This window comes from Bradyrhizobium sp. Crot121 (genome assembly GCF_059512385.1).
Window position 1 is genome coordinate 126,138 of record NZ_JCAMOR010000015.1, and the last position, 16,406, is coordinate 142,543.

11 protein-coding genes and 1 tRNA gene are annotated in these 16,406 nt (G+C 63.7%); 5 read left to right on the forward strand and 7 right to left on the reverse strand.

All coding sequences use genetic code 11. The features are described from left to right. Positions 1-8: 8 nt before the first annotated feature. The 7 genes from AC5ZGW_RS16125 to AC5ZGW_RS16155 all read right to left on the reverse strand — a co-directional run bounded on the left by AC5ZGW_RS16125 (position 9) and on the right by AC5ZGW_RS16155 (position 12,235). Entirely contained in the window at positions 9-347 is a 339-nt protein-coding gene (locus AC5ZGW_RS16125; protein WP_028166827.1) for a lipid-A-disaccharide synthase N-terminal domain-containing protein, read from the reverse strand. After that, complete coding sequence (locus AC5ZGW_RS16130; protein ID WP_130223500.1) at positions 347-1,108, reverse strand: glycosyltransferase family 2 protein; 762 nt, start codon at positions 1,106-1,108, stop codon at positions 347-349. Before AC5ZGW_RS16130 ends, AC5ZGW_RS16125 begins: the two co-directional genes overlap by 1 nt. Before the next feature lie 82 nt (positions 1,109-1,190). Continuing rightward, complete coding sequence (locus AC5ZGW_RS16135; protein WP_130223502.1) at positions 1,191-2,036, reverse strand: phosphatase PAP2 family protein; 846 nt, start codon at positions 2,034-2,036, stop codon at positions 1,191-1,193. A 3-nt stretch (positions 2,037-2,039) separates the two neighbouring features. After that, a complete protein-coding gene (locus AC5ZGW_RS16140; protein WP_130223504.1) occupies positions 2,040-3,785 on the reverse strand; it encodes an ArnT family glycosyltransferase in 1,746 nt (581 codons plus the stop codon). 74 nt (positions 3,786-3,859) lie between these two features. Then, positions 3,860-6,085 carry a penicillin-binding protein 1C gene (pbpC, locus tag AC5ZGW_RS16145; protein ID WP_207230944.1) on the reverse strand — a complete coding sequence of 742 codons (2,226 nt, stop codon included), beginning with the start codon at positions 6,083-6,085 and terminating at the stop codon, positions 3,860-3,862. Continuing rightward, entirely contained in the window at positions 6,082-11,289 is a 5,208-nt protein-coding gene (locus AC5ZGW_RS16150) for an alpha-2-macroglobulin family protein (protein ID WP_130223508.1), read from the reverse strand. The genes pbpC and AC5ZGW_RS16150 overlap by 4 nt, the downstream gene beginning before the upstream one ends. Before the next feature lie 286 nt (positions 11,290-11,575). Next, on the reverse strand, positions 11,576-12,235 hold the full coding sequence (locus tag AC5ZGW_RS16155) for a class I SAM-dependent methyltransferase (RefSeq protein WP_130223510.1): 660 nt from the start codon (positions 12,233-12,235) through the stop codon (positions 11,576-11,578). A gap of 455 nt (positions 12,236-12,690) precedes the next feature. Here AC5ZGW_RS16155 and AC5ZGW_RS16160 point away from each other — a divergent pair. From AC5ZGW_RS16160 to AC5ZGW_RS16180, 5 genes are all read left to right on the forward strand, one after another. Continuing rightward, a tRNA-Arg gene (locus tag AC5ZGW_RS16160) sits at positions 12,691-12,767 on the forward strand. Between the two features lie 571 nt (positions 12,768-13,338). Then, the gene (locus tag AC5ZGW_RS16165) at positions 13,339-14,127 is read left to right on the forward strand and encodes a hypothetical protein (protein ID WP_130223512.1); all 789 of its coding nucleotides are present in this window, start codon (positions 13,339-13,341) and stop codon (positions 14,125-14,127) included. Positions 14,128-14,224: 97 nt separating this feature from the next. Further along, positions 14,225-14,872 carry a hypothetical protein gene (locus AC5ZGW_RS16170; RefSeq protein ID WP_130223514.1) on the forward strand — a complete coding sequence of 216 codons (648 nt, stop codon included), beginning with the start codon at positions 14,225-14,227 and terminating at the stop codon, positions 14,870-14,872. 312 nt (positions 14,873-15,184) lie between these two features. Further along, positions 15,185-15,439, forward strand: a complete 255-nt coding sequence (locus tag AC5ZGW_RS16175) for a type II toxin-antitoxin system RelE family toxin (RefSeq protein WP_130223516.1) — start codon at positions 15,185-15,187, stop codon at positions 15,437-15,439. 4 nt (positions 15,440-15,443) lie between these two features. Further along, on the forward strand, positions 15,444-15,818 hold the full coding sequence (locus AC5ZGW_RS16180; protein WP_130223518.1) for a helix-turn-helix domain-containing protein: 375 nt from the start codon (positions 15,444-15,446) through the stop codon (positions 15,816-15,818). Positions 15,819-16,406: the final 588 nt, after the last annotated feature.

A 16,406-nucleotide genomic window follows, 5' to 3' on the forward strand; every position in this document is an offset into this window, starting at 1 on the left:
GGGCTCCCTCAGCGATCCAGCGTCCTCGATCCCTTCCCGCGACTCTTCACGATCAGCATGATGTTTCTGACATAGATGATCGTGGCCAGTCCCTGGCCAAGAATGATGACCGGCTCACGCTTGGCGATGCCATAGATCAGCGTCATCAATCCGCCGCCCATCGAGAAGAACCAGAATGCCATCGGCACCACGCTCTGTCCGGCGCGCTCGCTCGAAATCCACTGCACCAGGAAACGCGCGGTAAACAGCAATTGCGCGACCAGGCCGAACGCAAGCCAGAAATCGAACTTGGCGACGAAGACGTCGTAGAGGTAGTTGCCGAGCGCCTCACCGTACTGAATCAGCATCACTGCTCCTCGGTCACCTCGGTCACTTCCGTGACCACGGGCGTCGGCCTCTTGCGGCGGATCAGCCACCAGACGCCGGCGAGATCCATGATCCCAATCCAGAGCCGGTCGAAGAAGCCGTAGTTCGAGACGCCGGAATGGCGGGGACGGTCGACCACGTCGACATAGGCGATCTCAAAGCCCTCGCGGCGGACCAGCGCCGGCAGGAAGCGATGTAGCCCGTCGAAATAGGGCATCATCAGGAACACCTCGCGCGGAAATGCCTTCAATCCACAGCCGGTGTCGCGCGTGCCGTCGCGCAGGATCGCGCCGCGCACGGCATTGGCGATGCGCGATTGCAGTTTCTTGAAGCCGGTATCCTTGCGCCCTACCCTCTGGCCGGCGGCAAGCCCGATGCGGCCGCTCCCGTTCTCAACCGCGGCAATCAGATCCGGCAGGAATGAGGGATCGTTCTGGCCGTCGCCATCCAGCGTCGCGACGATCGCGCCGCGCGCGGCACGGACGCCGCTGCGCACGGCCGCCGATTGCCCCGAAGAGGCCACGTGCCGGAGCTGGCGCAGATTGGAGCGCTCCTTCATGGCCGCGCCGATCCGCGACGCGGTCGCATCGGTCGAACCGTCATCGACATAGATGATCTCGTAGACCCAGCGGCGGCCGAGCGCGACGGCGATCTCCGCAATCAGCGGCGCGATGTTTTCGGCCTCGTTGCGCACGGGCACAACGATGGAGACGGCCACCGCGGTCTGGTCGGAAGAAGGCAATTCGGCACTCTTGGCTGGATTTTTTGCTCTCTGGACGGCCTTGCGGCCGGAACCGCCTGATAGGGCGGGACGGCGCCCGCTTTTATGTGGCGGAAGCGCGCCCGGCAACCCTTTTGAGGCGGTCCAGTGACGGGCCGGCAAGGGGGTAGATCGTGCCGTCGCGCTGGATCGCGAAGCCAAGCCTCCGGGCCGCAAACCAGTAGCGCACCGCCATGGCGCAGATCACGCCGACCAGCGCGCCGCCGACCACGTCGCTCGGGTGATGCGCCAGCAATACCAGACGGGTGGCGCAGATCACGAGGGCATAAATCAGCATCACGAACCGCAGCCGTGGCCACAGTGCGGAGACCGCAAAGGCCAGCGCAAAGGCAGTGGTCGCATGCCCGGAGGGAAAGCTCGCATAGGCCTCGCTGCCGGCGAAATGCGAGAAGTTGAAGGCGTTGGGCTCGCCGCCCACAAACGGCCGGCCGCGCCCGACGACCCATTTCAGGAGGTCGCCGACCAGGACCGGGAACAACACCGCGAAGAACAGGAACTGCAACCGCGTTCCTAGTCCCAACAGCAGGGATCGCCGAATGCCGTGCAGCGCCGGCGCAATGATCGCAACCAGGATCAACAGTCCAGCCACGGTCCAAAGCACATAGGCATCCTTGCCGAAATCGGTGAGAATGCGGACCCACCACAGGCTTGCGGTACCGCGCGGCGGCATCAGCTTGATCTCAGGCACATCGAACGCAAGCATCAGCACAATGATGGCGGCGCCGATGATCGCGATCAGCGCCAGCCCGTGCCGCGCCGCGCGCCGGCCGGCTTCGGCGCGACGCGAATGCGACGGCGCGCGCACAAGCTGGGCAAGCGACCGCCCCGTCAGCGTGGCCAAGCGCGCCGGATAGCTTGCGGATTCATGGCGAACGACCGGCGCCGACATTTTCTACTGCACGTCCTCGGAACGGTAGATGCCAATGGAGATCGGCCTGCCCTGCGAGATGTTATAGCCATCGATGCGCATCGCCGCGCTGTAGCGCAAACCGATCGCCTCGGCCCGCTGCACGAAATTGCGCTCGGAACGCGCCTCCACCAGCGCAAACCGGCATGCGCCCTGCGCCAGGAAATCCGCAGCGCCCGAACCGTCGGTCAGGACGATCGAGGTGTCGGTCGAAAAGACCAGGCTCGGCTCGTGATAGCCGGCCGAGGCCAGCTTCGGACTTGGACAATTGGCGTAGCGCAGGAGGTACCCCACCTCGGCGCTTGGAAACAGCGGCTTCAACGACGGCACCACCAGGCCATAGATGGCAATCGCAAGCAGCATCGCCGCGATCACCGCATTCAGGAACGAGCGCTCGGCGCGGCTGTCCTCGAACATCCACCAGGCGGCCAGGCCGAAGATCATCGCACCCGCCAGGAGCGGCCAGGCCGGAAACGCCGGCTGATGGGTCAGCTTGATCGCGCCAGCCACCGCAATCACGGCGGCGATCGCGGGGATCGCGAACCACCAGGCCGAGCCGCGGATCAGCCAGACGGAGCGCGACAGCACGCGCCGTTCCAGCGCACCGACGGTCAGGATCGCGATGGCGGGATAGAGCGGCAGCACGTAATGCGGCAATTTCGTTAGCACCGCCTCGAACACGATCCAGGACGGGATCAGCCAGGCCAGCAGAAACTGCGCGCCGGGCTCGCGCCGCGCCCGCCACACCGCCGGTGCCGCCATACCTGCCAGCGGCGCGCCCGGCCAGAACGTGATCCAGAACAGGACGAGATAGAGCCCGGGCGGCGCGCCATGGGATTCCTGCGCGCCGAGCTTGCTCAGCATGTCGCCGCCGACGGAGTCGGCGAAGAAGGTTTCGCCGGCGCGCAAGAAGATCAGGACGAACCACGGCAGCACCAGCACCAGGCACCACATCAGGCCCCAGACCGGGCGCATGCGGGAGAACCACTCCAGCGAGCGGTCGAGGATCGCCAGGGCCGCGATGGCGAGCCCGACAAACATCAGGATCAGCGGCCCCTTGAGCAGGATGCCGCCGGCCAGCGCAGTCCAGAAGATCGCAGGCGGCGCCCACGGCGGATGCGCGGGATCCTCGCCGCGCTGCCAGGACAGATATACCCGTGCCAGCGCCCCCATCGCGGCCGTGACTGACAGCAGCAGCATCGCATCGGTCTTCGCCAGACGCGCCTCGGCCCCGAGCAGCACACAGCTTGCCATCATCAGCGCCGCCAGCGCCGCGCCGCGCCGGGTGACGAAGGCAAGCGCGGTCCAATAGGTCAAAAGCACGGCGCCGATCGCGCCGATCAGTGACGGCACCCGGTAGAGCCAGATCCGTGTCTGCGCCCGCGGCAGGCCAAGGGCGGACGCCGTTTCAACGACTGCGGCCTGCAACCAGTAGATGCCGACCGGCTTCTTGTAGCGGACATCGTCCTGGAAGCGGATGTCGACGAAATCGCCGCTCTCAACCATTTGCTTGGTCGCCTGCGCAAAGCGCGCCTCGTCGCGGTCGATCGGCGGGATGGCGAAGAAGCCGGGCAGGAACAGGATCAGGCAGCACAGCACCAGGAACAGGACCGAGCGCTTATGATTGGCGGTCGCAAACTCGAATGCGAGCGCCAGCCTGCGGCTGGAATGCGCAGGTTTTACAGGCTGTTGCCCTGCTCCGAAACGTCTGACATTGACGGTCTCAACCATGGGCTTCGCATACGATGAAACCGTAGGCCAAACAACCGCAGAGGTTCCGTTTTGTCCCCTGTGTGGGCTCCGGGTCACTGCACCCGGATGACCACCGTATCGGCGGCCCCGGTGGCGTCGATCACGGTCAATCGCGCAAAGCCGGGGCCCGGCGGATCGATCAGGCGCTGGCGGCGGCTATCGAGATCGCCAATCGCGACCCCGTTGACCAGCATGGTTAACGGCAGGACACCGCCGGCGACCTTGACCGGCATTGGCGTGACCTCGCCGCCGGCCGCCCGATCAACATCGATGCGCGAGCCGTTCACCGGGAACTGGATGTGCGGCGCTTGATCGCTGCCCGTGCGCACGAGTTCCCCCATGGGACGGAACCGGCGCAGCGGGAGCGGCAGCTTGGCGTTGCCGCTGACCAGCGTTCCCTTCGGCGCCCTCGGCAGCGCCGCCGGAATCCTGCCGGTCCGCGCAAAGGCGTCGAACAGGATTGGCGCCGCCGCGCTGCGCCCGACCAGCCCCGGCACCGGCGCGCCGTCGGGACGGCCGACCCAGACGCCGATGGTGATGCGGCCATCGAAGCCGACCGACCAGGCGTCGCGGTAGCCATAGCTGGTGCCGGTCTTGAACGCGATCCGGTTGTGCACGCCATTTTCCGGCGGCGGCGTGCCGATCAGGACATTGCCGACCTGCCAGGCGGCAACCTGGTCCATCAGCCGCATCGGCTCGCGCTCGTCCTGATCGAGCATGATCTCGCGGAGCGGCTTGGTGGTGCCGAGCCGGGGGAAGCCGGCATAGAGCTGCGCCAGATCCTGCAGGGTGATGCCGACGCCCCCTAACCCCATCGCCAGCCCGGGCGCCTCGTCCTTCGGCAGCACCAGGCTGGTGCCCGCCTGCTTCAGGCGCGACGACAACCGGCTCGCGCCGACGCGGTCGAGCAGCGCGATCGCGGGCACGTTGAGCGACAATTGCAGCGCCTTGCGCACGGGCACGGTGCCCTGGAATGTCATGTCGAAATTTTCCGGCGCGTAGGAGCCGAAGCGGATCGGGCGGTCGTCGATCAGGCTCTCGGGGTGCACAAAGCCGTCCTCGAAGGCGAGGCCATAGATGAACGGCTTCAGCGTCGAGCCGGGCGAGCGCACCGCGCGCGTCATGTCGACCTGCCCTGCCCGGCGCTCGTCGAAATAGTCGGGCGAACCGACGCGGGCGAGGATGTCGCCGCTTTCATTGTCGACCGCGATGATGGCGACCGAGATGTTCGGCCCTTGCGCGACGGCCCGATCGCGGGCGAGCGATTCCAGATTCTTCTGCAGCGTGGCATCGAGCGTCAGCCGGATGAGGCTCGCATCCTTCATCGTCGCGAGCGCCTGGTCGGCGGAATGCGGCGCCAGGATCGGCATCGGCTTGCGATATTTCGGCACGGCTTCCGACTTGGCCTGCGCCGCATCATCGACGGGCAGCACGCCCCCTTCCACCATGCGATCGAGCACGCGGTCGCGCCCCTCGCGCGCGGCGTCCGAATAGCGATCGAGCCGCCGCCGCTCCGGCGATTGCGGCAGTGCGACCAACAGCGCCGCTTCCGCCAGCGTCAGCCGCTTCGGCTCCTTGCCGAAATAGGCGATCGATGCCGCGCGCACGCCTTCGAGATTGCCGCCGAACGGCGCCAGCGCGAGATAGAGGTTGAGGATCTCGTCTTTGTCGAGTTGCCGTTCAATCTCAACGGCGCGCACGATCTGGCGCAGTTTCGCGTAGAGCGAACGCTCGCGCCGTGGCTCCATCAGCCGCGCGAGCTGCATCGTGATGGTCGAGCCGCCGGAGACGATGTGGCCGGAGGTAACGAGCTGCAACGCGGCGCGCGAGAGCGCCAGCGGATCGACGCCGCGATGGGAATAGAACCGACGATCCTCGTAGCCGAGCAACAGCTTCAGATAAGTCGGATCGACTGATGTCTTCGCATCGACCGGCAACCGCCAGCGGCCGTCGGCCATCGCGTAGGCGCGCAGCAGTTTTCCATTGCGGTCGACGATTGTGGTGGAGACCTTGCGCGCGTCTGCAAGTGGCAACGGGCCGAGGGAGATGGCCCAGACGGTGAAGGCAGATGCAGTGACAATGAGAACAGCCGCAGCAAACGCAGCGATGCGTATGACGCGCCGCCTGCTACCACGGACGTCATGGCCGGGCCTGTCCCGGCCATCCACGTTCTTCTCCGCGGCAGGCGTGGATGCCCGGGTCAAGCCCGGGCATGACGATGGTGTCTGTGGAGACGCCGTCCCCTTCATGGCACCGTCCCTCATCCCACCACCACTCATTTCGCCGCGCGTACCTCCACGGTGCCGGTGCCGGTGCGGCCGTAGCGCGAGGGGTTGTACATGTCCTCGACATAGGCCTGCGGCAGCACGTATTTGCCCGGCGAGACCGCGCGGACGACATAGGCCACCGTGAACACCGACTTGGCGTCGCTGGCGCGGTCGATCGCTGCGGTGAAGCGGTCATCGCGGAACTCAGTGTGCTTGGGCTCCTCGCCGTCCTCGATCCAGTCGAGCGTGCCGGAGTCGCCGGAGGATACGAGGTGCGGGTTGTCGATCTCGAGGCCGGCCGGCAGATAGTCCGACACGATGATGTGGCCGTATTCCGGCTTGGCTTCAGTGATCTTCAGCACCACGGCGAAACGATCGTTCTGTTTCGCCTTGCTGACGCCGGCCGGCTTGCCGTCGAGCGTGAAGTAATTGCGCTCGATCTTGAAGCCGTTCGAAGCGGCCGGCTCCGGCGTCACCGGCGAGCCCGACACGGAGACCACGACCTGCACCGGCGCTTCACCGGTATTGGTGATCTTGATCGGCTTGCCGGCCATCGCCTCAGCCTTGTAGCTGCGGAACACCGCTGTCTTGACCGGCTGTCCGTCGACGTCGAGGCTCAGCGTTTCCTTGGCGAGCGCGCGGGCGGCCAGCACCAGCCAGGCATTCTCCTGGGTCGAGGTGTAAGGCGTCAGCCCCCGCGCCGCCTCGACGCGCGCGACGGCGCCGATCATGGTCGCACGCGGTGCGTTGCCCTCGCCGGCGAGCGAGACCAGCGCGGCGGCATCGCGCAGCGCCGAGCCGTAATCGGTGCGGCCGAACTCAAGCACCGGCTTTGGATTGAGCGCCTCGAGCGCGGCGGCATAGACCCGCTCCGCCCTCGCCCGGTCGCCGACCAGCGCCAGCGCGGCCGCGAGTTGCGATTTGGCGATCGGGGTCGCGAGGTTGTTCAGCTTGGTGTCCGCGAGGTAGCGCAGGTCGCCGATCGGGGCCGCGCCATTGCGGGCGAGCACGTAGAGGCCATAAGCGAGATCGCGGCCACCGTCCTTCTCCGGCTCGTTGGCGTTGACAACGGCGTTGCGGATGCGGTCGAGCGCGCTCTTGAACAGCACGTCCGGCACCACAAACCCCTTCTCGCGGGCGCGGGTCAGGAAGTCGGTAACGTAAGCATCGAGCCAGGCGTCGTCGCCGCCGGCCGACCACAAACCGAACGAGCCGTTCGGGCCTTGGCGGGCGAGCAGCCGCTCGATCGCGTCCTTGATGCGCTGGTCGGCCGCGGTGTCCATCGCCAAATGCGCCCCGGCGGCGAGGTCGTTGACATAGAGCAGCGGCATCGCGCGGCTCGTGATCTGCTCCGAGCAGCCATACGGATAGCGGTCGAGCGCCTTGAGGATGGTCGCGGCGTCGAGCGCAGTCGACAGGCTCGCCGACACCGACACGCCGCCTGTGCCCTGCACGAGGTCGGTGAACATGTCAGACGTCAGCGTCAGGCTGTCGCCCTTCGCCAGCGTGCGGACCGAGCGACGCGCGAGTACCTGCGTCGCCGGCTTGACGTCGAGCGCGTAATGGCGCGCCAGCGTCAGTCCGTTCGGGCCTGTGATGTCGACGTCGAGATTGCCGGCGCCGGCGCCGCCGGCATCGAGTGCCAGCGACAACGAGGTGCGCTGCTTGGCGGCGAGTCTTACCGTGGTGGCAGGATTGCCCGAGAGCTTCACCGGACCGGACGCCTTGACATTGATGATGTAGTCGCCGGCTGCGCCCTCGACATTGTCGATATCCATGCTCATGGTGCCGTGATCGCCATTGAGCAGGAAGCGCGGCAACGTCGCGGTCAGCACCACGGGATCGCGCACGATGACATCGGTGGTGGCGCGGCCGAGCTTGGTGGCGCTCCATGCGACCGCCATCACCCGCGCTGTGCCGGCGAATTCCGGAATGTCGAAGCTGATCTCGGCGGTGCCATCGGCGCCGACGGTGACGATGCCGGAATAGACCGCAAGCGGCTTCTGCGTGGGCGGCGAGCCCTGCAATTCGGCGCCGCCGGAATCGCCGCCGGTCCTGATCTGGCCACGCGTGCCCTGCATGCCGTCGATGAGCTGCCCGTAGAGGTCGCGGATTTCGGCCGTCAGGCGGCGCTGGCCGAGATAGTAATCATCAGGCGCCGGCGGCTTGTAGTTGGTGAGGTTGAGGATGCCGACATCGACGGCAGCCACCACGACCTTGGCGTCCTCGCCGGGATTGAGCCCGTCGAGCTTGACCGGGATATTCAACGCCGAGCCCGGCCGCACCAGCGACGGCGGCGAGAGCGTCACCGCGAGCGTGCGAGCCTTCTTGTCGATACCAAACCATTTTAGGCCGATCGCGCGGCCCGGCATGCGCTGCGCGGCGGTATCGAGCGGACGGCGCAAGGTCGTCATCACATAAGCGCCGGTGCCCCAGTCCTTGCCGACGGTGAGCCTGACCTGCTGCGTGCCTTCCTTGACGTCAACGGTCTGCGTCGTCAGCAGGCGATCGCCGAGCACGTTCACGGTCAGCCGCCCCGCCGAACGAGCGTTGACGGACACAACCATGGTGTCGCCGGACTGGTATTCCGGCTTGTCGATCGAGGTCTCCAACAAATCCGGCGTGTCGGCGCTGCTGTCGGAATACCAGCCGACATCGAACTGCACCGAGGTCAGCGGACCGTCGGCATCGCTCGACTTGACGTCGAGGCGGTAGCGGCCCGGCTGCGGCGCGAACGACAGCCGCGACGGCTGGTCGGAGGCGAGATTGACATCGCCATCGGCGACACGGCTCGTCGACTTCACGGGTTCAAAATCCCAGGACGAGCCCTGGCGGTACCATTGGTAGCGCGACTCGATCTTCAGGAGTTCGTAGCGCAGACCGTTGCGCGCGAGCTGCTTGCTGTCGGGATCGACGAACACGACGTCGAATTCGGCCTTGTCGCCCTCTGCCACGCTCTTGTCGCCGAATAGCGGCTTGATGCCGATCAGCGAACTCGCCGGTGCCACCGGGAGCACGATCTTCCGCTCAACCGAGCGACCGCCGGTCTCCGCCATGCGGACGAAGATCTGCGCTTCCTGCGGCCGGGTCGAGGTCGGCGCCTTCTCCAGCTTCACCGGGAAGACAGCCGTGCCCTTGGCGTCCGACTCCGGCAGGTTCTCGATCGGGGTACGCTCATTGCTGGCGCTCTCTTCGTCGGCGACGCCGAACTGGTAGCCGGGATAGCCGGGACGGCCCGAGGCCGCCGTCGTCACCAGCATGTCGCCTTCGAGCTGCAGCCCGGAAGCCGGCGCGCCGTAAAGGAAATGACCGTCGACCTTAAGTTCCACTGGAACTTCAGCTTTGATGACCTTGTCCTTGGCGGTCAGGTCGAATTCGATCCGCTCGGGGATGTAGTCCTCGACCATGAAGGTGGTCTCGCCGACCGAAGAGCCCTTCGGATCGGTGAACGCACGCACGCGCCAGGTGCCGGTCGGCACCGCCGAATTGAGCGCGACGGCCATGGTGCGGCCGCCGGCGCCCTGGTCGGGCAGCACGGCGCGGCGGAATTCAACGCCGTCGGGTCGCTCGATGACGAGCGTCAGTGGGCCGCCGGTCATGGCGTTGCCCTGCCCGTCCCGCAAGAGCGCGGTCAGATAGACGGTCTCGTTGGAGCGGTAGACGCCGCGCTCGGCATAGACGAAGGCATCGGCGCCCGAGGGCACCGCGCGACCTGCGACACCACGATCGGTCAGGTCGAAGGCGTTGGACTTGAGGCTCAGGAACGCATAGTCCGCCTTCTCGCTCATCACGGTCAGCAGCGCCGGCGACAGGCCGCCCTCGCCGCGCGCCAGCCCGGCTTCGAACAGCACGTGACCAGTCTCATCGGTCTTGCGCGTGGCCAGGATCTCGTTGTTGCGGGCGACCAGCTTCACGTCGACTTTCGCGACCGGCTCGGTGGACGCCAGCGAATTGACGAAGACATGGATGCCGTCATTGCCGGAGAACGCCGTCAGCCCCATGTCGGAGACGATGAACCATTGCGTCGCCAGCGTGCCGTCATCGTCGCTGCTCGGCCCCTTGGCGGCGGCGGTCATGACATAGACGCCGGGCTGCAGGTCGCCGAGCGCCTGGTCGACCGGGAACGCGGTGACAACGTCCTGGTTGAGCGTGGTCGCGGTCGCGAGTTCGCCGGACCAGACCTTCATCCCGCGCTGGTCGCCGAGGTCGGAGAGCTGGTAGCTGCTCAGCGTGCGCTGGAAGTCGCTGTCGATCACCGTGTTGATCAGGTTGCGGTCGCCGATCCGGAACACGTTGATGGTGACGGCCGGCGTGTTGACGCTGACCACGGGGATGCCGCGCTGGCCGGTGCGCGGCAGCACATAGGCGCGGCCGGTGAAGCGCACGAACGGCTTGCGGTCGCGGACATAGATGTTGAATTCGCCCGACTTCGGCAGCACCTCTTTCACGGTCGACGGCAGGCCGGCGCGCAGGTTGATGTTGTAGCGCTCGCCGTGCTTCAGCCCGTCGACGCAGAGCTGCTTGCCCTCGGTGGAGAGCGCCGGCTTGTCAGTGCCGGCAAGCGCCACGAACGGCGCGAAATCGACGCGCTTGGCCAATTCCTCGGAGAACTGGAAGCAGGCCCGCGGCGTCGCGCCATCGGAATCCACGCTGTAGTCGAGCAGCCGGAAGCCATGCTCGTCGCGCATCTTCTCATATTGGCCGCGGACGTCGGCGACCTCGCGCATGTCGAGCGACATCCTGAAAGCATCGAGCGCCGGCCGCCACAGTTTGCGATCCGAAAATGCCCGGCCGAGAACGGCCAGCGCATCGGCCTCCTCTGCCTGGTTGCCAGCACGCTGGTAGGCGATGTAGGCGGCGGTCGAGGCGCGCTCGAGCAGGAAGGTCTGCTCGCTCGAGGTCGACGTGCGGATCTGGAAGATGGTGCGGGCGAGCCGCAGCCAGTTGTTGCTGTCCTCCGGCGTGGTGGCGGCGATCTGGCCGAGGATCTGCAAGCCGGAGCGGAAGTCGGCGCGGCGGAAGGCGGCATCCGCATCGGTCTTCAGCGTCGCCGTGCTCTTGGCGACCGGCCCCGCCTCGCTCTTGATCTGCGCCTCCAGCTTGATCGCGGAATCGGCAAGGTCGTCGCGCTTGAACGCCTTGTCAGCCGCCTGCGCCGTCGCGAGGCCAAGCGCCAGCGCTGCGCAAAAAGCTGCGACACGAACCAAACCAATCATGACGGATCTCCCGGGGCAGCGAACGAACGCCGCGTGACGAATAAAAGGGCGCGAAAAGGTGACAGACTGATGGCGCGGAAACAACGTAGCGAAGAAGTCGCAAACAGGCATTGCCAAACCAGTCATTATCCCCGGCCGGCGGAGCGCCGGCACGGCAGGCGGTGACCGTGGACCGCAACCCGCGCTCCACCCGCACGGCTTTGTCGCCCGATACGAGAAAATGGTTCGGATCGGGTTACCGAAAAATCGGATCTTTCGCATCGGCAGGCTGGGCGGCTACCCAGCCTTAGTGTCGAACGAAGCGGAACTGCTGGGTGCCGTGCTCGCGCGGATCCGGACCGTGCTCGGCGACGCGATAGCCCTCGTGCGCAGCGAGGAATGATTGCGCCGGAATCCAGTTCCTGGCGTACTTGACGAGCTTGTCCTTCGACGTCGGCAGCGCTCCCGGTCCATTGTCGCTGAGGAAGGATGTCTGCACCTCTGCCTTGGCATTGGCGTCGCTGATCGGCACGCGATACCATGCCATCGCCGCAGGCCGCGTGGCACACAAAGTGCGGATGGTCTCGATCGCTTCCGGGACGTATTGGATGGCGCCGTTCGAGTGCATCAGCTCGATGTCTCCGAGCCAGTCGGCGGCTTCGCGGATATCGCTGAAGAACATCAGCCGATTGGTCGCCAACTGACGCGCGCGGCGCGCCATGGCCGGCGTTTCCACCACCGCCCAGCGGATGTCCGGCGCCTGCTTGCGGGCGAGCTTGTAATGCAGGCCGGCGCCGCCTCCGAAATCGAGCACTGAATTGATCCCGGCCACGAGCGGCCAGTCGCCGGTAGGATCGTAAGCGATGGTCTTGTGGAAGATCGTCTCGACCAACTCCTCGCTCTCATACCCCTCGATGACTTCGCGAGGCGGGAACAGCTTGCGTTTTACTCTCTGCATCAAGGTCATCGACCCCTCCCGTCCAAGCTTTTTTCGGCAGCGCTCACCTCCCTACTGTCAGAAACATTTGGAAACAATTCGACCGGGTGCGAATTACGGTCGCGGCCCTTACCTGCGTCCGGCGCAGGAGGAGGCCTTTGCGAGCCTTGCGGTGGACGCCGCGCCGGTAACTGATGCAGCCAGCCAATGATACCGACGGCTAAAGCCGTGGAGTCCCGGTCTTAATGTCCGGGCGCTATTTCCAGCAAATGCGTGAACGCCGCGATTCGGCCCTGTCGGTTCGCCCCGAGTGGGCGCATTCCGGGCTCGGAAGGCCAGCCTGCCGGATTTCAAGACGGCTGGCCAGTGGCCCCAATCGGTACCCCAGCCTTCTGTTTTTCCTGTTATTTTGCGCTGTGCCATGCTGGCGACAGGCCTATGATTATATTAAAGAAAGGCCTGATGGCGAGATGCCTCGCCAAGACGGTCCCGTAGCTCAACCGGATAGAGTAGCGGATTTCTACTCCGCGGGTTGCAGGTTCGAATCCTGCCGGGATCGCCATCGTCCAAACGGTCACTAAAGTCATTGAAGAAAAGAACTCTGATTGACCACCTTTTCGGACGCCCGTTCGGTGGATCACATTTCGATGCGACAGCATCGCGCGTTGCTTGATATCAGATTGAGACCTAGTTTTAGGGTTGCTGCATCCGAAGGAGCAGCCAATAGTTGAAAAAATTGGAGGCCATCTATCCATCTATCCATCTATGGGGCGAGCACAATTTGAGTTCACCGCATTGCCACGAATCATCGCAGAAAACGAAACCCACGAGGTTCTCGCGATCCCGGTTTCGAAGGCTTGTCTAGCACGCAATATCCATTTCTTCGGAGCGCTTACCGATTGCGCGACCACAAGGACGGTGCCGCCGGCCTTTGACTGACATTCAGTAAGATTCCACTCGCGTTTAGGGGGCAAGATGGATTTTCTGGATGCTTGGCGCCAACGCGCCATGCAAGTCACATCCGGCTGGCGGGACGCCGGACGCGTGGCCTCGGAACGCGTCCGTAGCTCAATAACAAGCGGACTGACCGCGACGGCCTCTGTTGCCGGCGAGGCGTATACGGCCGCGCTCGATTGGAGAACAACAGCGAATTCAGCAATTGGCTGGCAGATCACTTGAGCAACCAGTACGCGACCATTGCTAGTAAGGCTATGGATGCTGAGTATCTTCGCACACACATCGGCGGCAGCTGGCACAGGCTCTACGACGGTGGCCATACCCTTGCGGGTAGTTGGAAGGCCGTTAGCACGGCGTTGCCCGACCTTGGCGCGCTGGAGCAACTTGGCACCTGGGCGAACGAATATTGGAAAGACTTAATCACGGCTCGCGGTATGCCGATCATAATCCTCGATCATGCCGATCAAGTCAGCGAATACTTCAAGCACTTAGATTGTGTAAACGTGGCTCAGCTTGTAGGTGGCGACGTTTGCGGCGTGTCAATCTACTGCAACTGGAACGACCCGGCCAAATTAGTGGCATCGGCCACGGCGACTCAATGCAGCGGCATTGTCTACGCCAACGTAGTGGCCCCGCTTGTTGGTCTAATCGCCCTCGGGCGAGCCTATTTCCTGGTTAGGAAATCTGAGCACGATGATCTCCAAGACCTGATTGAGCCAGCATTGAAAGGTCTGGCGCGCAGCGGCGCTACCGTTCTGCTAATCACCGTCATACCGGGTGGCTTCTTGGTGCACCTTAGTAGCGGCATCGTGATTAGCCTCGCCCATGGCTACGTCTGGGACAAGGGCCGCGAGAGTAAGGAGGCGATTTTGACAATGATGAAGGACTGCCTCGCTAACTTACAAAGTGGGGTGCCCGGGCCTCGGGGCCTTCCGCTGTTGCCCCAAAACGATGGGGCGACCTAGAGCAGAGCGTCCTGCGTGCACCCCAACGGGCTGCGTGCTCGGCATCAGATCGGATGGCAAAACGGAGCCGAACGCCTCAAGCAACTGAAAGCGAAAAATGACGAAGCGGATCGATCGGATTCCAAATCGAACCCTCGACACCTGGGAAGCGGAGCTCGCCAACTGGATGCAGCCGCCGGAATACCGTCACCGTCTCGATGAGATTCTTCGATCTATCCCTCGATCGATCTTTTTCCGGCAAGCCGGCCTCACATTTCTGCGTGACGCCTGGATTGCCAGCCGCGTCGCTGACGCACTGTCATCGGACGCCGTCAGATTAGTGTCCGCCGACCGACCGGACTTCGAAGTTCAGACCAAAGGGCAAATCGATCAGTTCGAAGCGACTGAGGCCGACATGGATGGACGTCGTCGCGGCGATGAACCAAATGGGTCGGCTATAAGGCAGGACCCGGTCGAGGATTGGCGCAAGAGATTCGAGGCAATTCCGGCAGCACTCGATCGCGTGATCAGCAAGAAATTGAGCAAGGAATATCGACCAGATACCAACCAAGTAATCTACATCAATCTTGGCTGCTACGGAGCCTATGTCGATGAAGGGCTGCCGATACTTCGTAAAGGTACCTTCCCTGCAAAAGATGCATTCAGACATCTTTTTGTCCTATGGGAGGGCACGCTCTACAGGTTTTGGGAGGACGGAGCGTACGCGTTCGACAAATGGCAATCCGCCCGCGTGACCGACTTCTGATCGATCGAATTTCGAAGCAGCCTGTGGATGCGCCTAGGAGGCAGAGCTATCCAACTGGACTCCGCCGCCGGAATACCGCGACCGAGTCGACGAGATCCTAGGATCTATAATCTCGCACCCGCTCCACTTTCATCATGGGATACTCGCAGGCAAAGCTTGATTGCCTCCTGTCGGGAGCATTGCCCGAGCCTGCAAGAGTCGATATCGGCTGCTTCCATGGAAGCCGTATATGTCGAGGAACGGCACTCAGATGATTAGCGATATGCTATACCTACATTGACATACATTAGCGATATGCTAATTATTTAGCACATGGAAATTCGCTATACCAAAGCCGCTGCTAAGGCCCTGATGAAGATGCCGACCAACACGGCCCAACTGATCCGGGGAAAAATTCGACAATATGCGGCGGACCCCGCAAGCTTAGCGAACAACGTCAAGAAGCTTCAGGGGCGAGAGGACGAATACCGGCTGCGTGTGGGGGATTGGCGCGTCATCTTCACCCAGGACGGCGTTGTTCTGGATGTATTGAAGGTGCGTCCGCGCGGCAGCGCTTACGAGGACTAGGTCTATGAGCAAACCGAATATTATCACCACTCCGAGCGGGGACCGCATGGTGCTCATTCCTTTCGAGGAGTATGAGCGCCTGGTCGAAGCCGCCGAGGATACGGCCGATACGCGTGATATTGACGAGATCAAGCGTCGCCTTGCATCCGGCGAAGAGGAATTGATCCCCGCGGAAGTCGTGGACCGACTCATCGACGGCGAGAACAAGCTTCGCGTTTGGCGCGAGTACCGCGGCATGTCCGCGAAGGAATTGGCCGAAGCAACCGGTCTCGCCGCGCCGTATATCTCGCAGCTCGAGACCGGTAAGCGAGATGGGACCATCGAGACGTTCAAGAAGATCGCCGCCGCGCTGCGCGTCGATATCGACGACATCGCTTAGAGTGGCTCCCGCAAGCAAGCGAAGGCACCTGCTGGTGGTTCGAAGTTCCCTCCCAATCCGTCTCCGGACGGGGCTGTTCGATCCGCGAAGCCTCCGGTTCGGGCTATTGGCCTTTCCGGCGAGTTTCGGGAAAGGTCGACAAGCGGGAGCTACTACGGAAGGGGATTAACCCGCTCGCTCCTGAGATATCCGGTCGCTGCAACGCGGAATCTCAGCCTTAAGTAGTGGCAGTGGTTTTCCGGATATATCGCGATCACAGCTCAGCGTAAAAGGTATCCAGAGAATGCACGCGTGCGTATGGGAGTTGCGTAATTGCGGCAGAAGCTCCGGATTTCCAGGAACCGACGATCATTATTGGAACTATTTTCACCTGATCTACTCGAACAGCTCGCCGAGTTGGAATGGTTGAGAGAGCAGGTCAGGCAGGCGGAAAAGCTGAATCCGCAGCAGATACTGACTCAATTCAAAGCTTACCGGCAGCAGAAGGCGACCAAGGCCAGGCGGACCGCGCACTAAAGCGGAATGAAGTTAGCTTGAATCGATTTGGGATTCCCAAATCAGGCGGTTTCTGATTCACCATGCTGGCTG